Origin of the sequence: Bradyrhizobium sp. CCGUVB1N3, from assembly GCF_024199925.1 — a bacterium.
Classification (GTDB): Bacteria; Pseudomonadota; Alphaproteobacteria; order Rhizobiales; family Xanthobacteraceae; genus Bradyrhizobium.
The window spans coordinates 2202957-2224455 of sequence record NZ_JANADR010000001.1; the positions used below are offsets into that span (position 1 = coordinate 2202957).

The 21499-nt window shown below is 62.7% G+C and carries 20 protein-coding genes; 10 read left to right on the plus strand and 10 right to left on the minus strand.

All coding sequences use genetic code 11. The annotated features are described in order from the left end of the window. Window positions 1-42: 42 nt before the first annotated feature. Complete coding sequence (gene ppk2 / locus NLM33_RS10530; RefSeq protein ID WP_254095981.1) at window positions 43-843, plus strand: polyphosphate kinase 2; 801 nt, start codon at window positions 43-45, stop codon at window positions 841-843. A 41-nt stretch (window positions 844-884) separates the two neighbouring features. Here ppk2 and NLM33_RS10535 read toward each other — a convergent pair whose 3' ends face one another. The 6 genes from NLM33_RS10535 to NLM33_RS10560 form a co-directional block, all read right to left on the minus strand. Beyond that, a complete protein-coding gene (locus NLM33_RS10535; RefSeq protein ID WP_254095982.1) occupies window positions 885-1328 on the minus strand; it encodes a hypothetical protein in 444 nt (147 codons plus the stop codon). Window positions 1329-1517: 189 nt separating this feature from the next. Further along, a complete protein-coding gene (locus NLM33_RS10540) occupies window positions 1518-1952 on the minus strand; it encodes a hypothetical protein (protein WP_254095983.1) in 435 nt (144 codons plus the stop codon). 180 nt (window positions 1953-2132) lie between these two features. Then, window positions 2133-3842, minus strand: coding sequence for a SulP family inorganic anion transporter (locus NLM33_RS10545; RefSeq protein WP_254095984.1), 1710 nt, complete (start codon window positions 3840-3842; stop codon window positions 2133-2135). Further along, entirely contained in the window at window positions 3839-4021 is a 183-nt protein-coding gene (locus tag NLM33_RS10550; protein WP_254095985.1) for a hypothetical protein, read from the minus strand. Before NLM33_RS10550 ends, NLM33_RS10545 begins: the two co-directional genes overlap by 4 nt. 199 nt (window positions 4022-4220) lie before the next feature. Further along, window positions 4221-4595 (minus strand): response regulator transcription factor, encoded by a 375-nt coding sequence (locus NLM33_RS10555; RefSeq protein WP_254095986.1) that lies wholly within the window; start codon window positions 4593-4595, stop codon window positions 4221-4223. A gap of 147 nt (window positions 4596-4742) precedes the next feature. Next, window positions 4743-5375, minus strand: coding sequence for a response regulator transcription factor (locus tag NLM33_RS10560; protein ID WP_254095987.1), 633 nt, complete (start codon window positions 5373-5375; stop codon window positions 4743-4745). 321 nt (window positions 5376-5696) lie between these two features. On the opposite strand from NLM33_RS10560, the gene NLM33_RS10565 reads away from it, so the two are divergent. Further along, window positions 5697-6380, plus strand: a complete 684-nt coding sequence (locus NLM33_RS10565) for a helix-turn-helix domain-containing protein (protein WP_254095988.1) — start codon at window positions 5697-5699, stop codon at window positions 6378-6380. Here NLM33_RS10565 and NLM33_RS10570 read toward each other — a convergent pair. After that, window positions 6358-6816 carry a potassium channel family protein gene (locus tag NLM33_RS10570; protein ID WP_254095989.1) on the minus strand — a complete coding sequence of 153 codons (459 nt, stop codon included), beginning with the start codon at window positions 6814-6816 and terminating at the stop codon, window positions 6358-6360. The two genes, NLM33_RS10565 and NLM33_RS10570, sit on opposite strands and share 23 nt — an antisense overlap. Window positions 6817-6857: 41 nt before the next feature. Continuing rightward, window positions 6858-7205 carry a phasin gene (locus NLM33_RS10575; protein WP_254095990.1) on the minus strand — a complete coding sequence of 116 codons (348 nt, stop codon included), beginning with the start codon at window positions 7203-7205 and terminating at the stop codon, window positions 6858-6860. Between the two features lie 202 nt (window positions 7206-7407). Here NLM33_RS10575 and NLM33_RS10580 point away from each other — a divergent pair, with 202 nt between their 5' ends. The 8 genes from NLM33_RS10580 to NLM33_RS10615 all read left to right on the plus strand — a co-directional run bounded on the left by NLM33_RS10580 (window position 7408) and on the right by NLM33_RS10615 (window position 19263). Continuing rightward, complete coding sequence (locus NLM33_RS10580; RefSeq protein WP_254095991.1) at window positions 7408-7980, plus strand: alpha/beta fold hydrolase; 573 nt, start codon at window positions 7408-7410, stop codon at window positions 7978-7980. Beyond that, entirely contained in the window at window positions 7977-8591 is a 615-nt protein-coding gene (locus tag NLM33_RS10585; protein ID WP_254095992.1) for a hypothetical protein, read from the plus strand. Before NLM33_RS10580 ends, NLM33_RS10585 begins: the two co-directional genes overlap by 4 nt. A 77-nt stretch (window positions 8592-8668) precedes the next feature. Beyond that, window positions 8669-9316, plus strand: coding sequence for a CoA transferase subunit A (locus NLM33_RS10590; protein WP_254095993.1), 648 nt, complete (start codon window positions 8669-8671; stop codon window positions 9314-9316). A 4-nt stretch (window positions 9317-9320) separates the two neighbouring features. Further along, window positions 9321-9971 carry a 3-oxoacid CoA-transferase subunit B gene (locus tag NLM33_RS10595; RefSeq protein ID WP_254095994.1) on the plus strand — a complete coding sequence of 217 codons (651 nt, stop codon included), beginning with the start codon at window positions 9321-9323 and terminating at the stop codon, window positions 9969-9971. Between the two features lie 12 nt (window positions 9972-9983). Beyond that, the gene (locus NLM33_RS10600) at window positions 9984-10442 is read left to right on the plus strand and encodes a MaoC family dehydratase (protein WP_254095995.1); all 459 of its coding nucleotides are present in this window, start codon (window positions 9984-9986) and stop codon (window positions 10440-10442) included. A gap of 464 nt (window positions 10443-10906) precedes the next feature. Then, a complete protein-coding gene (locus NLM33_RS10605) occupies window positions 10907-11569 on the plus strand; it encodes a VIT1/CCC1 transporter family protein (RefSeq protein ID WP_254095996.1) in 663 nt (220 codons plus the stop codon). A gap of 6 nt (window positions 11570-11575) precedes the next feature. Then, window positions 11576-12517: a TorF family putative porin gene (locus tag NLM33_RS10610; RefSeq protein ID WP_254095997.1), complete on the plus strand. Its 942-nt coding sequence runs from the start codon at window positions 11576-11578 to the stop codon at window positions 12515-12517. A 341-nt stretch (window positions 12518-12858) separates the two neighbouring features. Beyond that, window positions 12859-19263 (plus strand): AAA family ATPase, encoded by a 6405-nt coding sequence (locus NLM33_RS10615; protein ID WP_254095998.1) that lies wholly within the window; start codon window positions 12859-12861, stop codon window positions 19261-19263. Between the two features lie 234 nt (window positions 19264-19497). Here NLM33_RS10615 and fabI read toward each other — a convergent pair whose 3' ends face one another. Continuing rightward, window positions 19498-20286, minus strand: coding sequence for an enoyl-ACP reductase FabI (fabI, locus tag NLM33_RS10620; RefSeq protein WP_254095999.1), 789 nt, complete (start codon window positions 20284-20286; stop codon window positions 19498-19500). Beyond that, complete coding sequence (locus NLM33_RS10625; protein ID WP_254096000.1) at window positions 20283-21497, minus strand: acetate/propionate family kinase; 1215 nt, start codon at window positions 21495-21497, stop codon at window positions 20283-20285. The genes fabI and NLM33_RS10625 overlap by 4 nt, the downstream gene beginning before the upstream one ends. Window positions 21498-21499 lie beyond the last annotated feature (2 nt).

Genomic DNA, 21499 nt, shown 5'->3' on the forward strand with positions numbered 1-21499 from the left:
GGCTCCCAAGCCGCATTCGAGGTGAGCAGCGAAAGGACAGGCATGGCCAAGGACGAGTCCGACAAGCGAATGAAGCGCAAGGAGTACGAGAAGGAGCTCGAAAAGCTCCAGGTCGACCTTTGCCATCTCCAGGATTATGTGAGGGAGAAGAAGCTCCGGGTGATCGTCCTGTTTGAGGGCCGAGATGCCGCCGGGAAAGGCGGCACCATCAAGGCGATCACCGAGAAAGTCAGTCCGCGCGTGTTTCGCGTCGTCGCCCTTCCCGCGCCGTCGGACCGTCAAAAGACGCAGCTCTTCTTCCAACGCTACATGGAGCAGTTCCCCGCCGGCGGCGAGATCGTGATCTTCGACCGAAGCTGGTACAACCGCGCCGGCGTCGAATATGTGATGGGCTTCTGTACGCCCGCCGAGCACGATCGCTTTCTCGATCTCTGCCCGCAGATGGAAAAATACGTCATCGAAGGCGGCATCATCCTCGTCAAGATCTGGCTCGAAGTCGGGATGGACGAGCAGGAGCGCCGCTTCCACGCCCGCATCGATGATCCGGTGCGGCAATGGAAGCTGAGCCCGATGGATCTGGAGTCCTACCGGCGCTGGTATGACTACTCGCGAGCTCGCGATCTGATGCTCAGAAAGACCAGCACGAAGCACGCGCCCTGGCACATCATCCGCTCCGACGACAAGCGGCGGGCGCGGCTGAACTGCATCGCGCACCTGCTCAAGGCGATCCCTTACAAGCGCGTCAAGAAAGACAAGATCACGCTGCCGCCACGCTCGGACAAGGGTCGTTACAACGACCAGGCGAGCCTGCGCGGGCTGAAGTTCGTCGAAGAGCGTTATTGAGCGCATCAGGCCGCATGGTGCGGCCTGATGCGACCTCTGCCTCAATAATGATAGGGATATTGCCGCGGGCAAACCCAGCTGCCGTCGGAGTCCTGATAGCAGCCGCTGTTGTAGTTGTTGTTGTAGTAGCCGTACGCACCGTACGCTGCGGCTCCGGCCGCTGCGGCTCCAACCGCGGCGGCGCCATAAGCGGGTCCGCGCCAGCCATAGCCATAGCCCGGACGATAACCGGGATAGCCGGCGATCGGACGGCCCGGACGCGCGCCTCCCGCGACGCGATAGCCGCCACCACCCTGGATGCGCCCGGCATGAACGGCGCCGCCCCGGTACCCGCCGCCTGCGCGCATACCACCACCGTGGAAACCACCGCCGCCGCCGCGGACGCCGCCACCACCGCCGCCCCGGCGAGCGAAGGCATCGTCTGGAACGAGGCAAGCCGTAAGAAGAACGAACGCCGCAATAGCGGCGAGAAGATAACGAAGCATGGCGTGTCCTCCATTGATTGGGGTGCCGTCGTTCGCTCTTCGATGATGCCGCGCGACAAGCGACCAGCACCTGACGATAGCGTCGGGTGCTGGTCGTGCTAGAACTTGACCTAGATCAACGGAACCGGAGCATTTGAACAAAACACAGTGTTCCGTCCGGCCGCGTCGGCGCGGCCCGATCACCGAGGCCTATTTCAGCTTGATCGTGACTCCACCGACCGCAGCCGACACTTCGGCGCCGACTTTCGGCCCGCTGAGTTGCAGGATCACGCCGTTGGCGTTTTGCAACTGAACGGCGCCGGCGCCCGCCGCAACCGCGCCACCCGCTCCACCCGCCGCATATGAGCCCTCGATGGATGCTGGCCCCTTGAGATTGAGAGCTCGTCCGACAAATTTTGTCGTCGAGGCGCCAATCGTGAAACCGACACTCATACCCGACACCGTGAACGGATAGTGCTTGCCGCGCAAGGTCAGCACACCCTCGCCGCCGCCGACGCCGACGATCAGCCCGCCTTTGGTGAAGACGACTGCAACCTGTCCCGTCTCGGCGCGCGACGGCGTGCTGAAACCGGCAACGCCTGCGAGCAAGGCGACCAGAGCGGCGCGGATGGCAGTTTTTCTCATGACTTTCTTTCCCCTTTGGTTTGGACGACGAGTTATTGGGCGAGGTGATGCGGGATCGTGGGTGCGGCGCGCGGTGCTCCATTGATCCAAGTCAACGGTCGCGCGCGATGTCGTGACGCCTTTGACTGCGCAGCGCCATCCCGTTGCAATGCAACACAACACAACGACGCAATCTGGAGATCAGAGCGCTCTTTGGGCAGCGTCGGGCTGCCCTTCGCCGAGAACGCTGTCGAGCGAGCGCAGCCACTGGCCGCTGTCGGTCTTCTCCGCCAGCCCTTCGGCCCGCAACAGGTCGCGCAGCTGCGCATGCGCGCCGACGATGCAAAAGGCGACGCGGCGCGTCGCGAGTTCATCATAGAGATCGCGCAGCATGCGCGCGCCGGCGAGATCGATATAGGGCGATGCCGAGAGATCGCAGGCGACGAGCCGGATGTCCGGCGACCTCTTGAGCGCGATCAGGACCGTATCAAGGATCGTCTCGGCATTGATGTAGAGCAGCGAGGCTTCGGGCCGGAACGCGATGACTCCAACGAGGGGCTCGACGCCTTGGTGTCTGGCACTGTCGGAGTAACGGCCGCTGCCGGGCAGCCGGCCGAGGAACGCCACGTTCGGCTGCGAGGCGCGCGCCAGCAACAGGAAGATCGACGCAATCGACGCTAGCAGGACGCCTTGCAGGATGCCAAGCAGGAGCACCGACACGAGCGCAATCGATGCGGCATAGAAGTCGATCCGGCTGACCTGCCACATCCGCAGCAGCGCGCGGACGTCCACCAGCTTGTAGACGGCGGCAAAGACGATGGCCGCGAGCACGGCCTTGGGCAGGTTGGTCAACAGCCCCGTGAAGAACAGGAGACACAGGCCAAGCGTCACCGAGCAGATGATCAACGCCAGCGGCGTCCGCGCGCCCGCGCTATCATTGACGGCGGATTGCGACAGGCCCCCGGCGACGGGATAGCCGTGGCCGAAGGCGGCGGCAAGGTTTGCCGCGCCCAGTCCCAGAAATTCCTGCCGCGCGTCGAGGCCATAGCCATGCTTGGCGGCAAAGCTGCGCGCCGCCGAGACGCCTTCGATGTAGGCCAGCAGCACGCATCCTGCCGCGAGCGGAAACAGATCGTCGAATTCCAGAAGACCAAATGTCGGCACCCCAATCGCGGGCAGTCCCTCGGGAATCTTGCCGGTCACGGGGACGCCATGGGACGCAAAGCCGAGGAGTGTCGCCACCACGATCGACAGCGCCACGATGGTGATACCGACCGGCCGTCCCGGCAGAAAGCGTTCGCCAAGCAGGAGGAGCATGAGCGCGACCGCGCCAATCGCCAGAATGAGGAGATTGATCTCGCCGAGCTGGCCGGCAAGCTTGATGGCGCGGTCGAAAAAATTGTGGCCGCCGCCGGGAACGCCGAACAGGCTCGGCAACTGGCTCATGATGATGGTGAGCCCGGCTCCGGCCTTGAAGCCGACCAGGATGCTGTCGCTGACCAGGCGGACGAGAACGCTGAGCTTGAACAGCCAGGCGATGAAGCACAAGACCGCCACCGCGAAGGCTGCGAGGCTTGCAATCTGCGCGTATCGCACCGCGTCGCCGCCAGCGAGCGCACCCACGGTGCTGGCGATCATCAGCGAGATCGCCGAGGTCGGGCCGACCGCGAGCTGCCGCGATGAGCCGAGCAACGCATAGCCGATGCCACCCAGCAGATAGCCGTAGACGCCGACCTGCGGCGGCAGGCCGGCCAGCGCGGCATAGGCGAGCGAGACCGGAATGGCGTAGGCGGCGAGCGTGACGCCGGCGATCGCGTCCGAAGCCAGCCACTCGCCTCGATAGGCGGCGAGCCAGCCCGACGGCGGGAACAACCGCATCCAGCTCACGCGCGGCTCGAGCGGTCCGATCATGCGTGCACCTCGGACAAACCAGCTTCGCGGCGCAGCAGCACGACCTCGACCAGCTCATCGCGGAGGATCGACGAACCGGCGGCGATGTTCACTGAGCTCATGTCCGAGATATCGGCTGTCGCAGGACGCACATATTTCGATAGGCAGCGTCCCCGCCCGCCAGGCTTGATCTGGATCAAGCAATCCCTGGATTTCGCGCATGAGATCGCGGCACACCTGCCGGGGGCAAATGCGACCATGGACACTCTCGGGTGTATCACCGCGATGCGGCTACTTCACGACCTCGATGCCGCTCGCACAATTCGCCTCCGTTCATAAGGGCGCGCCGGCGAAGACGCTGGAGCAGGACATCGAGGAATGAACCGGCGCGAAAGCGGTCTAGCGCCTGTCTTCGCGGGCGCGTTCGATCAGGTCCACGAGTGATTGCGCGGTAAAGGGCTTGGTCAGGTAGGCCACGCATCCCGATGCGACCGCGGCCGAGCGATTCCTCTCGCAGTCGTTTCCGGTAATATAGATCACGGGCGCCGAGACGCCCTTGTCGGCAATCCGCTCACGCAGGTTGATGCCTGATTGATCGTTCAGATTAATGTCGATGATGATGCATATGGCGCTGTCGAACTCGGCATGATCGAGCAGCGCGGCTGCGGAATCGAACAGCAGCGTCGTGAAGCCGTGCTCGCGCAGAAGCCGCTTGATGCTGATGCGCACCGACGCATCATCGTCGACAACGAACACCGATCTGCGGGTCGACACGAGATTCGGCCTTTTTGGCTGCGAGAAACCGTCGCTTGCAACGCTTGCTTGCAAGGCTAGCGGGCCCCACAGAGCACGCTGTCACCCGTCCTTCATATTGTCCCTAGGTATAGTTACGGCGGGGAACCTGCCTAAAATGCCGAGCGATCAACCGCGCCTATCGCCCCTGGGATCAAGCATGCCAAGGCGCTCCGCGATCGATACCAGTTCCGCGAGCGAATGAACCTGCATCTTTTCCATCACCTGGTGGCGATGCGCCTTTACGGTGCGCTCGGTGGTTCCGAGCTCGTGAGCAACCTGCTTGTTGATCTTGCCGCGCACGATCAGATCGAACACCTGCCGCTCGCGCGGAGTCAGTGCGGCCGCCAGCCCCATGAGCGAATCGAGCTTGCTGCGCTCGCTGCGTGCGACTTCGTGCCGGGCCATGGCGCGCTCGATCGCGTCGATCAACTGCTCCGACGAGACCGGCTTGGTCAGAAAATCCTCGGCGCCCGCCTTGATGGCGCGCACGGTCGTTGCCGTGTCGGCGTGCCCGGTGAGGAAGACGATCGGCAGCGTCGAGCCCAGCTCGATCAGACGGCGTTGCAGCTCCGGGCCGCTCAGCCCCGGTATTTGCACGTCGAGCAGAATGCATCCCAGCCTGTCGGGGCCAGGCAATCGATCGAGCAGCTCCTGCGCCGCTGCGTACGTTGCAACATCATAGCCGGCAAGCTTCAACCGGCGTTCGATCGCCGTCCGAAACGAAGCGTCGTCGTCGACCACGTGCACCAGCCCTGGCAAGCTCACCTCTCAAAGCAACGAGCGACATTGGAGACGCAAAGTCAGTCGGCGATCAAGTAACCCATATGGATGATACCGGGCACAGCGGGCAATCCATCGATAGAACCGCGAATCTCAAAATGATATTCTGCGACGATCGTGATTTCTCATTTTATGCAAGAGATATTCCAGCGCCTGTCCTTTGGTACAATGGCCCTGGAGACAATGGCTGGAAATACCGCCTTCGTCGTAAGTCAACCCAAGCGGGAATGGGATAGCGCGGCACATTCCTCGCCATGAATTGCCTGAGACCAATTCAGCGATGGATTGAGGAGTTGGCCCATGTTCGTACGCATCACGACCGACCCGCTGCCCCGCCCCAATTCACTGCAGGATCTCGGAATGAGCAGTGACTCAAATCCGATCGTCAGTTTAAGCGAATTTACCTACAAGAAAGGCAACGAGATCTACGGCGAGAAGGAGCCCGCCGAGTACATCTACCAGGTCAAGACGGGCGCGGTGCGAAGCTACAAGCTGCTGTCGGACGGGCGCCGTCAGATCGGCGCGTTTCACCTCGCCGGTGATATCTTCGGGCTCGAGAACGGCCGCACGCATCGCTTCACCGCAGAAGCTGTCGTCGATACCACCGTGCGCCTGATCAAGCGGCACAGCCTGGAGACCGTGGCAGAGAGCGACGCCGTGGTTGCCAGGAACCTGCTCCGCATGACCACGACCAATCTGCAGCACGCGGAAGATCACATGCTGCTGCTCGGCCGCAAGACGTCGCTGGAACGGGTCGCGGCCTTCCTGATCGAGATGGATACGCGGCTAACTGCCGCAGGGGTCCTGGCGCTGCCGATGTCGCGGCGCGACATCGCCGACTATCTCGGCCTCACCCTTGAGACGGTCTCGCGGGCGATATCGCACCTGCACGAGCTCGGCATCCTCGGCTTCGTCGGCAATACCCAGCGCCAGATCGTGCTGCTGGACCGCCGGCAGCTCGCTAACCTCGATCTTCAGAACTGAAACCTTCGGCCTTGATCGCCGCGAGGTGCTGCAGCGTCTTGCGCAGCACCTCGAACAGCACGGCGGTCGACCAGCCGAACAGCAGGATGCCGTTCATCGCGGTCATCGGGCCGACCAGCCGCCAGTCCGGCACCGGCGTGATATCGCCGTAGCCGAGCGTGGTGTAATTGACGAAGGCGAAATAGAGCAGATCGCTGCCCTCTGGCGCTGCGCCGACGATTCGGTAAGCGATCGCCCAGACGAGAATTTCGAGCGTATGAGCCACCATCAGAACAGCCGCGGTCGCGACCATCACGGCCATCAGATGCGATCGCGGCCAGATCGTGTGGCGTAAGCCGGCAGAGCGCGCGATACCGATGGCGCCGACGGTCACCAATGCGTGGATCATGATATTGGCGAGGCTGACGATGGTGCCGATCAGGAATTGAAGCGCCATCGTCCTCTCTCGTGTCGGGGGATGCCGTTTCTGTACGGTGCCTAGCTCTTCGGCGTGAACATGCCGCTCGCCGCCTTCATCGCGGACTCGCCCATGTTGCGCGTCTGGTCGGTCAGCGAGCGCATCTGGTCCTGGAAGAACTCGGACTGGATCCTGAGCGCCTCCTGCATGTCTTTGGCCTGGACGAGCTTGTCACCCAAGTCGAAGGTCGCGGAGACGTTGCGCTGCATATGGCTGCAGAACTCCTTGGCTTGATTCGCGATCGGCAGCGGCGAGGAGCTCAGGCCTCTCTCCAGCAGCTCAAAATACTCGGTGTTGGCCTTGCGCAGACGGCCAAGCGCTTCGCTCAGCATCGCACGCATATTCTCGGTCGATGGGATGTCCGCCATGATGTTGCTCCTTGAGGGTTATGCCGCAAGCCCGCCGAACTAAGCCCCAAAATAGCCGGCGTACAAGGCCGGCAGTTCGCCTCGGGGTGCTTTGATTTAGCTCAATGGAATCCCCGACCAGAGATCGAAGATCGCAGCGATCAGACACGGGAGCCGGTCGTCGCAATGCCCTTCCTCAATCACGGCTCACATCGGAGCGGCGATGAGCTGTTTTGCGGAGCTCTCGCCACAACTGCTCCTGATCGGCAACGCCTTGCGCACCGGGCTGATCCTTGGCGGCACCGGCTATCTTCAGGATCTGCTGCTGCCGATCAACCTGTCCGACCAGTGGCTGAAGCCGCTTTTGGACAGGCTCGATAGCGTCAAGCGGCAGGGCTGGCTCGTCAACGACGTCTACGCGCTCCAGAACCTGATGGAGTCCTTTCTCGACTTCCGACCGCTGACGCGGCAGCTCTCGTCCATCGCGGTCCCGACCATGATCCTCAACGGCGAGTTCGACTTCCTGACGCCGCGGGCGCTGCACGAAACCCTGCGGGTCGAAATCCCCAACAGCTCGCTGGTCATCATCCCAAAGGCCTATCACGCCTTCACGCTCGAGAAAGGAACCCTCACCGCCGATCTGCTCGCGCGCTTCGCCGAAGACGTGCTCGCCGGACGCTGGCAAGGCAACAAGGCGATCTGGGTCGCGCCAGAAGAGCCGGGTGGCGAGCTCGCGCCGTTTCCGGCAGACTACGACCATCTGCGTGCAATTCCCGTGAAGAGGACGCCGACATGAGCGGATTTTTCGGACCACTCGATGCCGAGAGCCGCGTACCACCGCACCAGCAGACGCGCGTTGCGGCATTCCTCATCTCCGCCCACGGCGCGCTGGCGCGACAGTCGGCATTCACCTTGCCCACAAAGCTCGATTCCGCATGGCAGACCGAGCTGAACACGCAGCTCTTCCGGGAGACCGAGATCGTCTCTCTTCTGATGCGCGCAACGAGTTGGGCGCCTGACCCTGGCCTGGGCTATATGACCGTGGCCTGGGAAAGCGCGTGGTTTCCGGCGCCGGTCTACGAGATTTCGGACTGGCCCCTGGCAGTGGCAGCCGGCCTTGCGACGCTCGCCCACGCTGTCCACGCGGCTATTCGGCCGGCAGCACTGTTACCGGCCGAAGCAAATCCCGAGGATCCGTTCGCAATGGCGCTGCGCCACATCGAGTTCGAAAGCGGCCGCCTGCTCCAGGCACAAATCCTGTCGCTGAAGGGTCCCGACCTCGTGCCATTTCGCGACGCCGTCAACTCCTCCCTCGAACGGCGTCACACCGAGGTGCGCAAGCTTTGGCACGACATGCTGCAAAGCATCGGCATCGCCGTCGGCAATTCAAATGATGGGGAGGCTTGATGCAAATCAAAGGCGCGCGGTGACAGCCGGAAAACATCCGCTCGCTGCTACCCACGCGCCGCATCGGAGTTGCCGCCATGAAGGCCGTTTCCGTCGAAGAAGCTGTTGCAATGATCCCGGCAGGCGCGAGTGTCATGGTCGGCGGGTTCATGGGGGTCGGAACTCCGGAGCGCCTGCTCGATGAAGTCGTCCGGCAGCAGAAGACCGGGCTGTCGCTCATCTGCAATGACGCAGCCATACCCGGCAAAGGCGTCGGCAAGCTGTTCGATGCCGCGCTGGTCTCACGGCTGACCGCGACCCATATTGGTCTCAATCCGAAGGCGCAGCAGCAGATGCTGGCAAACCAGGTCGCTGTCGATCTCGTTCCCCAGGGCACGTTCGTCGAGCGCATTCGCGCGGGCGGATGCGGCCTCGGCGGCGTTCTGACCCCGACCGGCGTCGGCACGCTGGTCGCCGAAGGCAAGCGCCAGATCGAGGTCGACGGCAAGCCGTTCCTGCTCGAGACTGCGCTACGGGCGCAGTTCGCGCTGGTGCATGCCTTTCTCGCCGATTATCTCGGCAACCTCGCTTATGCCCTCACCTCCCGCAACTTCAATCCCGTGATGGCGATGGCCGCCGACACCGTCATCGTCACGGCTGACAACATCGTGCCGGTCGGTGTCATCGCGCCCGATCACGTCGTGACGCCGGCGCCCCTCGTCGATTTCCTCATCACGAACGGGTGAGATCATGGATGCACAGACCATCATCGCCCGGCGCGTCGCCAAGGAACTGAAGAGCGGCAACCTCGTCAATCTCGGTATCGGCATTCCGACGCTGGTCGCGAACTACGTTCCGCCTGATCTGAAAGTGTTCTTTCAATCGGAGAACGGCCTCATCGGCACCGGACCGATCCCGGAGCAAGGCATGGCCCATCCGACGCTGACGGACGCCGGCGGGCGCCCGATCAGCGCCCTGCCCGGCGCCAGCACCTTCGACAGCGCGATGTCGTTCGGACTGATCCGCGGCGGCCACGTCGACATCACCGTGCTCGGTGGCCTCCAGGTCGACGCGCACGGCCACCTCGCCAACTGGATGATCCCCGGCAAGATGGTGCCGGGCATGGGCGGGGCGATGGATCTCGTCAGCGGCGCCAAACGCGTCATCGTCGCCATGCAGCACGCGGCCAAGGGCAAATCGAAGATCGTGGCCAAATGCACCCTGCCGCTGACGTCGGCACGGCCGGTGAGCTTGGTCGTCACCGACATGGCCGTGATCGGCTTTCCCGACGGCAGGGCGACGCTGCTTGAAACCGCACCGGGCGTCAGCATCGGCGAGGTAATGGCGGTGACCGATGCCGAGCTGACCGTTCCCGACAGCGTCCCGGAAATGAAGATCTGACGAGGTCGGGCCATGCGGGTATTCAGTGACTTCAAGGAGATCAAAGCCGCGGTTGGCACCGAAATCGGCGCCAGCGACTGGGTCGAGATCAGCCAGGATCGCATCAACCGGTTCGCCGAGGCGACCTGCGACGAGCAGTGGATCCATGTTGACCAGGAGCGCGCGAGCAAGGAGATGCCGGGCGGCAAGACCATCGCGCACGGGCTGTTGTCACTGGCGCTCGCGCCGCTCTTCATCCGCTCGGTGATCGGCCTGAAGGGCCTGCGTAACACCCTCAACTACGGCGCGGACCGGATACGCTACCTGGCCCCAGTCCCCGCCGGCTCAAAGCTGCGCGGCCGCGTCACGGTCGCCGAGGCCGAGGACGTGCCGCCGGATGGCCTGCGCGTGAACTATCATCTCGTGATCGAAATCGAAGGCGGCAAGAAACCGGCCTGCGTCGCCGAGCTGATCGCCCTGCACTACCGCTGAAAACAAAAACTGAAAAACAACCCCATGCAAAGTAGACCTGGGGGCTAGCGCGCTACGGAATTACCGAAAATAACTTGACGCGTCGGGCAAATCACCGGTACGATGCCATGATCAGCCCCAAATGTCCCGACCGGGCGTCCCAGGCCGTCCACCGACCCATAAATGGGTTGGTTGTGTCCAGTGGCACGCCTGATGTCCGCTGACAGCGGCTCAGCAGCGGTCGTTGCTGGAGGTCGCCGAAGGGGCCAGAAGAAGACATGCCAACGAGCATCAATCAGACTTCTTAGGTTGAGTAAGGCTGGCCGGCAGCTCAACCCTCAACACCATCGTGTAGCAATGCCCGATACTGTGCTTTGAGCCAACGTTGTGAAGGAAGGCCGACCTCCGCTGGCCGGGATCAGCCAGCGAGACGGCCCCTGAAGATTAAGCCTCTTCGAAGATAAGCCATGGGGTGTTTGACCACGATGTCAGAGGCTTCCGCTTCTCCGTTCCGTAACGTGCTGGATCCGATGGAGCGGATCTCAGAGACCTTGTTCGGCCTGATCATGGCTCTCACCTTCATCTGCTCGCTCGGTATCGCAACGGGAGCTAACATCAATATTCAAACGATGCTGATCGGAGCGCTCGGCTGCAATTTGGCTTGGGGTATTGTTGACGGCGGTCTCTATCTTCTGGCTCGCATCAACGACCGAGGAGACAAGATTTTGACACTCCGCGCGATACGGCAGGCGCCGGATCCCGAAACAGCGCGGCGCGTCATCGCCGGCGCACTGCCGCCAGAATTAGCGGCGATCTTACCTCTGGAGCAATTGGAATTGATGCGGCAAAAATTGCAACACTTGCCCGAGCCGCCTCCCGGTCCAGGACTGACGAAGGAAGACTGGACCGGAGCGCTGGGTCTATGCTTGTTGAGCTTTCTTTCGACTTTCCCGGTGGTAACCCCGTTCCTATTCCTGAGCGACGCCAGACTGGCGCTGCGCGTCTCCTACGCCGTCACTATCGTTATGCTGTTCTGCTGTGGTTACGTGTTCGGAATTCACAGCGGGCTGCGGTCCTGGGCGGCAGGTCTAGCGATGGTGGCTGTTGGTGGTGCGCTGGTTGGGATCGCGGTGGCTCTTGGAGGATAATCGACGGTGCTGCAGCAGAGCGTTGCATCGGTTCAGCGTGTGCGCGGTGCCTTGTTCGCTGCGTTGGTTGGGTTGTGGCTTGCGCCGATGACCGGCGCTCTGGCGCAGCCCGTTCCTCCAAGTCCAGGCGGTGCGCTCGGCCTTGGCAATCGCGGATGGTCCGCGGCCGACCCCAACCGCGAAACATCAGCAAACGAGCTCGAATTCAGCGCGCGCGCGGGCGTTGCATCCGATTACATTTATCGCGGGATTACGCTGTCCGATCATGGGCTCGCGGCGGGCGCCGCCTTCGAAACAAGATTTAGCCCGCTATACGTCGGTACCACGGTGGCCACCGTCAAACTACCGACCCAGCCAGCCGCCGAGTTCACCTTTGCAGGCGGTATCCGCCCGAAGATCGCAACGATCGATTTTGATTTTGGCGTCACCTATTTCGCCTATCCCGGCGAGAGGCTTCCCGGCGAGACCAACGGCATCAACTATTGGGAGGCGGTTATCCGCGGCGATCGGCGCGTCGGCGAACAGGTCCGCATCGCCGCTGGCTACGCCTATTCTCCCAACGTCTCGAATACAGGCGCCTGGAGTCAATATGTCGCGGCCGGCGTCGGCTATGATGTGCCGGACCGGCTGCTGCCGCAGAACCTGGCCGTATCATTCACCACCGCTGTCGGCTACTCCTGGTTCGGCAATCAGAGTCCGCAACTCGGCGGCTTCCAGTTGCCGGCCTATCTCAATTGGCAGGCGGGCGTAACCTTCACCCACAAGGCCTTCAACCTCGACCTGCGCTACTACGACACCAATCTGTCGAAGGAAAACTGCTTCGTCTTTACAGGCGATCCTAATGCGCGGCCAGGTGGCCGCGTTAATCTCGTCACGAATCCGGATGGCCTGGTCTCGAACTGGTGCGGCGCGGCGTTCGTTGCGAAGGCCTGGTTTGCATTTAACTAGCCCTAGCAGAGCATCGCATGTCGGTATTGGGTCCTGAACGTCAAAACTCCAAGTGATGCTTCAAGTTATCTGCTTTCAGGTAGGCATTGCCCTGTTGGTGAGCCTCATCGTCGCCATGCAGCACGCGGCCAGGCCGTGTGCCCCACAAATGGATTGGTCCATGCACCGCGGCCTGCGCCATGCCCGGATTGTGACCGTTCTACTCCGGCCGGCCTGCCGCTCCTGGCATTCTCGTTCTTCCTGCTGGTGCCGCTGTTCTACTTCGCGCCCGACACGCTGACCGACTTCGTGGGCCAGAAAGGACATCGTCATGCCGGCTCGCGAGTGATAAACTCCGGCATATGAACCCATCATCCAAGTTCGGCGCTGGTGGGGACGGCGGCCTCCGGGTGTTGTGGCAGGACAGCGAACGCGTCGTCTGCCGGGAATGGTGGCTGGGCGCCGATGGCCGGCGCAAGGCCGTGCTGGCCGTGCGGCCCGCCGCCGAGCACCCAACGCCCGCGAGCCTCGATCGCCTTGGCCACGAATTCGGATTGAAGGACGAGCTGGACGGTGCCTGGGCGGTGCGGCCGCTGGACCTCAGGCGCGATGGCCGGCGGACCATGCTGGTGCTCGAGGACTCCGGCGGCGAGCCGCTCGCCGCGCTGCTCGGCGGCCCCATGGAGGTGGGACGGTTCCTGCGCCTCGCCATCGGCATCTCTTCGGCCCTGGGGCAGCTCCACCAGCGTGGTCTTGCCCACAAGGACCTCAAGCCGGCCCACATCATGGTGAACGGCGCGGGCAGCGAGGTGCGGCTCACCGGCTTCGGCCTCGCCTCGCGCCTGCCGCGCGAGCGACAGGCGCCCGATCCGCCTGAGTCGATTGCGGGGACGCTCGCCTACATGGCGCCCGAACAGACCGGACGCATGAACCGCTCGATCGATTCCCGCAGCGACCTCTACGCGCTCGGTGTCACGCTGTACCAAATGCTCACGGGCTCGCTGCCGTTCACCGCTTCCGATCCCATGGAATGGGTGCACTGCCACGTCGCCAGAAAGCCGGTGGCACCGAGCGAGCGGTTGGAGAATGTCCCGACCGCGCTCTCCCAGATCATCATGAAGCTGCTCGCCAAGGCCGCTGAGGAGCGTTACCAGACAGCCGCCGGCGTCGAGAGTGATCTTCGGCACTGTCTGGCCGAATGGGAGCGTCAGGGGCGCATCGACCCGTTTGCGCTCGGCGACCACGACGCGCCGGACCGGCTTTTGATCCCCGAGAAGCTGTACGGGAGAGGACGCGAGGTCGAGACGTTGCTCGCCGCCTTCGATCGCATCGTCGAGAGCGGCTCGCCGGAGCTGGTCCTGGTCTCCGGATATTCCGGCATCGGCAAATCCTCGGTCGTCCATGAGCTGCACAAGGTGCTCGTGCCGCGACACGGCCTGTTTGCGTCAGGCAAATTCGACCAGTACAGGCGCGACATCCCCTATATGACGCTCGCTCAGGCTTTTCAGAGTCTCGTCCGGCCTCTTCTCGGCAAAAGCGACGCCGAGCTAAGCGGTTGGCGCGACGCCCTGCAGGAGGCGCTGGGCCCGAACGGACGGCTCATGATCGACGTCGTCCCCGAGTTGAAGCTCATCATCGGAGAACAGCCACCCGTCCCTGAGCTTGCGGCACAGGACGCGCAACGGCGCTTCCAGCTGGTGTTTCGGCGACTTATCGGTGTCTTCGCACGGCCGGAACATCCCCTGGCCCTGTTTCTCGACGACTTGCAATGGCTCGACGCGGCGACGCTCGATCTGCTCGAGGATCTGTTGACCCGGTCGGATCTGCAGCACCTCATGCTGATCGGTGCCTATCGCAACAACGAAGTCACTGCCGCCCATCCGTTGATGCGGAAGCTCGACGCCATCAAGAGCGCTGGCGGAAAGGTGGCGGAGATCACGCTTGCACCCCTCGCTCGTGAGCACCTTGGGCAGCTCATGGTGGATGCGCTGCGCTGCGAGCCGGAGCGCGCCGCGCCGCTCGCTCAACTGGTGCATGAGAAGACGGGCGGTAATCCGTTTTTTGCCGTTCAGTTCATTTCTTCGCTGGCCGAAGAGGGAATGCTCGCCTTCGATCATGATGCCGCGAGTTGGTCCTGGGATCTCGACCGCATTCAATCCAAACAATATACCGACAACGTCGTTGACCTTGTGGTCGGTAAGTTTACCCGCCTGCCAATCGAAACGCAGAACGCATTGCGGCGACTGGCTTGTCTCGGAAACATCGCCGAGAGCAAGACCCTTTCGCTCGTCCACGGGACTTCTGAGGAGCACGTCCACGCGGCCCTGCAGCCGGCCGTCCGCCAGGAATTTGTCGAGCGCCTGGCCGGCGGCTACCGGTTCGTCCACGATCGCGTTCAGGAAGCCGCATATTCGCTGATCCCGGAGGCGCTGCGCAGCGAAGCGCACCTTCGAATTGGGAGACTGCTCGCGGCGCACATCCCTCCCGAGAAACGCGAGGAAGCGATCTTCGACATTGTCAATCACCTCAACCGCGGCGCAACGCTGATCACGGCACCGGAGGAGCGCGAGCGGCTGGCCGAGCTCAACCTGATCGCGGGCAAGCGCGCCAAGGCCTCTACCGCTTATGCCTCGGCGCTCACCTATCTCGCCGCCGGCGCGGCACTGCTGCCGGAAGACCAGTGGGAGCGCCGGCATGAACTGATCTTCGAGCTGGAGCTGTACCGGGCCGAATGCGAGTTCGTGACGGGCGCTCTGACTGAAGCGGACGAGCGCCTGGCTGCGCTTGCTCCGCGCACCGCAACGACGGTGCAGCGAGCAACCGTGGCGTGTTTGCGCGTGGATCTGTATATGACCATCGATCAGAGCGACCGCGCCATAGCAGTCGGTCTGGACTACCTCCAGCACCTGGGCATCGACTGGTCCTCGCATCCAACAAAAGAGGAGGCACACCGCGAATACGAGCGCATCTGGTCGCAGCTCGGGAACCGCACGATCGAGGAGCTTGTCGAGTTACCCTTGATGAGCGATCCGGAATCGCTTGCGACAGTCGACGTCCTGATAAGGATCGCACTGCCCGCCTTCTTTACGTCGTCCCATTTGGGAACCTTGGCAACCTGTAGAGCCGTCAACCTCAGTCTCGAGCACGGCCACAGCGACGCCTCGTGTCCCGCCTATGAGCTGCTTGCCATGTTGGCCGGGCCGTATTTCGGCAACTACGATGCCGGATTTCGATTTGGCCGCCTCGGCTGTGAGCTCGTCGAACAACCGGAGCTGAAGCGCTTCCAGGGGAGGACACTCGAGGTTTTCGGGTTCATCGTGCCCTGGACGAGACATGTCCGGACCGGCCGTGATCTTTTGCGTCGCTCGTTTGAAATCGCAAACCGTGTCGGCGATCTCACTTATGCGGGATACGGCTGTGCACAGCTGAACACCAATCTCCTCATGGCAGGCGATCCGCTCGTAGAGGCGCAAATCGAAGCGGAAAAGAGTCTCGAGTTTGCGCAGAAATTCCGGTTTGGTGTTGTCGTCGGTTGGATCACCGGGCAGCTCGCCCTGATCCGGACGTTGCGTGGCCTGACGACGAAATTTGGTACCTTTGACGACAGGAGGTTCGATGAACGTGCGTTCGAGCACCATCTGTCGATTCACCCGGCATTGGAGCTTCCCGAATGCTGGTACTGGATACGAAAGCTGCAGGCACGCTTTCTTGCCGGCGACTATGCGGCTGCTGTCGATGCTTCGTCGAGGGCGCAACCGCTGCCCTGGCCATCGCTGGCACACCAGGAAACGGCGGAGTATCACTTCTACGGCGCCCTCGCGCGCGCCTCATCGTGGGACATCGCAGCGGCCGACGAGCGGCAGCAGCATTTGGAGCCCCTGGCCGCGCACCACCGACAGCTCGAGATCTGGGCAGCGAATTGCCCGGAGAATTTCGAGAACCGCGCCGCGCTCGTAGGGGCCGAGATCGCGCGGATCGAAGGCCGCGAGCTCGAGGCCGAGCGTCTATACGAGAAAGCGCTCCACTCGGCGCGCGCTAACGGCTTTGTTCATAACGAAGCGCTTGCGTACGAGCTGGCGGCGCGCTTCTACGCGGCGCGCGGGTTCGATGAGTTCGCGCGCGTGTATCTGACAAGCGCGCGCGATGGCTATCTCCGTTGGGGTGCCCTTGGCAAGGTGCGGCAGCTCGACGAGATGTATCCGAACCTTCGTAAGGAAGTGCCAGCGCCCGCTGCGACGGGCACGATCGGCACCCCAGTCGAACACCTCGACCTCGCGACCGTGATCAAGGTGTCGCAGTCCGTCTCGGGCGAGATCGTGCTGGATAAGCTAATCGACACACTCATACGCACCGCGATCACTCAGGCTGGCGCCGAGCGTGGCCTGTTGATTCTTTCGCGAGGGCTTGAGCAGCGAACCGCGGCAGAAGCCACGACCAGCGGCGACGCGGTCATCGTGCAACTGCGCGAGGAGACCGTAACTGCAGCAATGTTGCCGGAGTCGGTTCTACATTACGCCTTGCGCACGCAGGAGGGTGTGATCCTCGATGATGCCGCGGCCCAGAACCCGTTCTCCGCAGATCCGTATATCCATCAGCACCGTGCTCGTTCGATTCTCTGCTTGCCTTTGCTCAACCGGGGCAAGCTCATCGGGGCGCTCTATCTGGAGAACAACCTGACCCCTCGCGTCTTCGCGCCGGCCCGCATCGCGGCGCTGAAGTTGCTGGCCTCGCAAGCGGCGATCGCGCAGGAGAATAACCGTTTGTACCGAGATCTCGCTGAGCGCGAAGCGAAGATTCGGCGCCTGGTCGATGCCAATATCATCGGCATCGTCATCTGGGATTTCGACGGTCGGATCATCGAGGCCAATGACGCGTTTCTCCGCATCATCGGCTACGACCGAGACGCTCTCGTCTCGGGTCGCATACGCTGGACGGAGCTCACGCCGCCGGAATGGCTTGACCGCGATGAACAACGCTGGGTGCCCGAGTTGAAGAGGACCGGGAGTTCGCAGCCGTTCGAGAAGGAGTATTTCCGGAAAGACGGGAGCCGTGTTCCCGTGCTGATCGGCGCGGCGACTTTCCAGGAAGGCGGGAACCAGGGTGTCGCATTCGTGCTAAATTTGACGGAGCGCAAGCGCGCAGAGGAGCGCCTTCGGGTGCAGCACACGGTCGCGCAGATCTTGGCGGAGGCAGTCACGATCGAAGAGGCCACTCCGAGAATACTGCAGGCTATGGGCGAGTGTCTGGGATGGGACGTGGGCGCGCTCTGGCGCGTGGACCGAGAGGCCGAGGCGCTGCGCTGTGTCGAGCTTTGGCATAGATCATCGATAGCCGTCCCGGAATTTGAAAGAGCTGGTTGGGAGTTCACCTTCGTTCCGGGGGTGGGACTACCGGGCCGGGTGTGGTCCAGCCTCAAGCCCGAATACGTTCCCGATGTCGTTCCTGATCCGAACTTTCCGCGCGGGCTCATTGCCCAACGCGAAGGACTGCACGCCGCCGTCGGCTTTCCTATCCTGCTCGGAGGGGACGTCTTTGGCGTGATCGAGTTTTTCAGTCGCGAGATCCGGCAGCCCGATCAGGAACTGCTCAATATGCTGGCTACCATCGGCAGCCAGATCGGTCAATTTATCGAGCGCAAGCGCGCCGAGACGGAATTGCGCGAGTCGGAACAGAATTACCGCACGTTGTTCGAATCGATTGACGAGGGTTTTTGCACGATTGAAGTTTTGTTCGACCAGCACGAAAAGCCGCTCGACTATCGCTTCGTGCAAATCAGCCCGTCGTTTGAACGGCATACAGGAATCAAGAATGCCGCCGGCAGACGGATGCGCGAAATCGCGCCACAACACGAAGAACATTGGTTCGAGATTTACGGCAGGATCGCCCTGACGGGTGAGCCGATGCGCTTTGAAAATGAAGCCAAACAACTCGGACGCTGGTATGACGTCTGCGCGTTCCGGGTCGAAGACCCCAAGCGCAGACGCGTCGGAATCCTTTTCAATGATATTACCGAGCGCAAGCAGGCGGAAGCCGAAGCACGAAACAGCGAGCGCCGCTATCGCGAAGTGCAGGCGGAGCTGGCGCACGCGAGCCGCGTCGCGACAATGGGGCAGCTCATGGCCTCGATTGCCCATGAAATCAGACAGCCGATTACTGCGACTGTCACCAACGCACAGGCCGGGTTGAACTGGCTCGCTGCTCAACCGCCGGATCTGGCGGAGGTCCGAAAGACGCTCGGTTGGATCGTCAGCGACGGCAGGCGAGCCGACGACGTCATCAGCCGGATCCGGGCCCTTATGAAGAAGACGCCGCCGCGAAAGGAGGACCTGGACATCAACGAGGCGGTGCTTGAGGTCATAGCCCTGACCCGTGCCGAAATGGTGAAGAACGGCGTCTCGGTACGGACGGAACTCGCGGAGCGATTGCCGCTCATTCAAGCGGATCGGGTCCAACTGCAACAAGTGGTCCTCAACTTGATCGTCAACGCCGTCGAAGCAATGAGCGGCGTCGGCGAAGGGGCGCGGGAGTTGCTGATCAGCACCGACAGAGATGGGTTGAATGGCGTGCTCGTCAGCCTGCGGGATTCGGGTCCGGGACTGGATCCGGCGAATCTCGAGCACATCTTCAACGCGTTCTACACGACCAAGTCCGGTGGTATGGGCATGGGATTATCAATTTGCCGTTCGATCGTCGAAGCGCAGGGGGGACGCATATGGGCGGGCGCGAATGAGCCTTGTGGCGCAGTCTTTCAATTCACCCTGCTCTAGAGCATGATCCGGAAAAGTGTGGAGCGGTTTTCCCTCGCGACAAACGCGGTACGCGTTTGCGCGGAGATCATGCTCAAACAACAACCTAAAGCGCGACGACGATTCATCCTAATCTCATCGCGCTTTAGAACGAGACGAGATCGTTCCCGCTGAATACGCCGGCCAGTGCCGGCGGCATGAGAGAGCCGATGCGGGGAGATTGCCTCCTGCGGTCTGGTGTACGGTCGCCTCCCCTCAATCGATGATGTGATAGCCGCCGTCGATGTAGAGAACGCCGCCGGTCATCAGCTTGGCGCCGTCGAGCGCCAGGAACGCGGTGGCATTGCCGACGTCATCGATGCTGACGAGACTGCGTGAGGGCGCTTTCGACTGCGCCTTGTCCATGAGCTCGTCGAACTCCGGAATGCCTGATGCCGCACGCGTCGCCAGCGGTCCCGGCGAGATCGCGTGCACGCGGATGCCCTTCGGCCCGAGCTCCGCCGCGGCGTAGCGGACGGCCGCTTCCAGCGCCGCTTTCGCCACGCCCATGATGTTGTAGTTCTCCACGACCACCTGACTGCCATAATAGGTCATGGTAAACATGGTGCCGCCGTTCTTCATCAGCGGCTCCGCCAGATGGGCCATGCGCAGGAACGACCAGCAGGAGACGTCCATGGTCTTGAGAAAGCCCTCGCGGCCGACGTCGACCACGCGTCCGTGCAGCGCTTCCTTCGGCGAGAAGGCGATGGAATGCAGCAGGAAATCGAGTTGCCCCCATTCCTTCTGAATGCGCTCGAACACCTGCTCGATCTGGCCTTCGGCCATCACGTCCATCGGCATGAAGATCGGCGCCTCCAGCGCCTGCGCCAGCGGCTCGACATGCTTCTTTGCGCGATCATTCAGATAGGTCACGGCGAGCTCGGCGCCGAGCGCGCGAAACGCCCGTGCGCAGCCCCAGGCGATCGACTGATCGTTGGCGATGCCAACGACGAGGCCCTTCTTCCCCTTCAGCGCGACCTTCGTCTCCGGATACACGGGAATCATGACACCCTCTCAGATCTGGCGTTTTGCGATTTTCCGTTCATCAGCAGCGCCAACGTGTGCTGCGCGATCATCAGCTCCTCGTCGGTCGGCACGACGTAGACGGGAACGAGGCTGTTCGGTCGCGAAACCAGCCGCGAGTGGCGCGCGTTCTCGGCAGCATCGAGTGCGACGCCGAGCCAGCCGAGCTGCTCGGCGACGCGCGCACGAATGCCGGCTGAGTTCTCACCGATGCCGGCGGTAAAGACGAACGCGTCGAGGCCCTGCAAGGCGGCCGCGAGCATCCCGGCACTGAGGCCGATCCGGTAGACGAAGTAGTCGATCGCGAGCTTTGCGCGCGGGTCCGTGCTCGCTTCCAGCTCCCGCATGTCGTTGCTGACGCCGGACAGGCCCTTCAATCCGCAATCGCGGTAGAGGAAGTCCTGCACTTTCGCAGCCGACATGCCCTTCTCGGAGATCAGATAAAGCACCACGCCGGGATCGAGCTGACCGGGACGCGTGCCCATTGGCAGGCCGTCCAGTGCCGTAAACCCCATGGTGCTCTCGACGCTCTGTCCGCCCTTCATGGCGCACATCGACGCGCCGCTGCCGAGATGCGCAACGATCACCCGCCGCTTGGCGATGTCGGGCGCGATCTGCGGCAAGGTTTTCGAAATGTATTCGTAGGAGAGGCCATGAAAGCCATAGCGCCGCACGCCTTCGGCATGGAGCTGATGCGGGATCGCGTAGTGATCGGCAAGCGGCCCATGGCTGCGGTGAAACGCGGTGTCGAAGCAGGCGACCTGCGGAAGCGCGGGGAAATTCGCAAGGATCGAACGGATCGGCGCCAGGTTGTGCGGCTGGTGCAGCGGCGCCAGCGGGACGAAGCGCTCCAGGCGCGCCACCACGCCGTGATCGATCAGGACAGGCCGCTCAAACTCCGGCCCGCCATGCACGACGCGATGCCCGACAGCCAGCGGATGGACGCGAGCCTCGTTCCTTAGCCACTCGCCCGCGACCTCCATCGCGGCCGGTACGTCCGGGACCGCCTCGATCGGATAGGCGCGATCGGCCAGGGGATCGCCGCCCGCTCCGCTCGCCCGCAGGCGCGGCCGGCTGCCGATGCCATCCATCTGCCCCTTGATCTGTCGCCGCAGCGTGCCCTCGCTCTCGACCGAGTAGACCTGGAACTTGACGCTCGACGAGCCGGCATTGATGACGAGGATCGTATCCATGA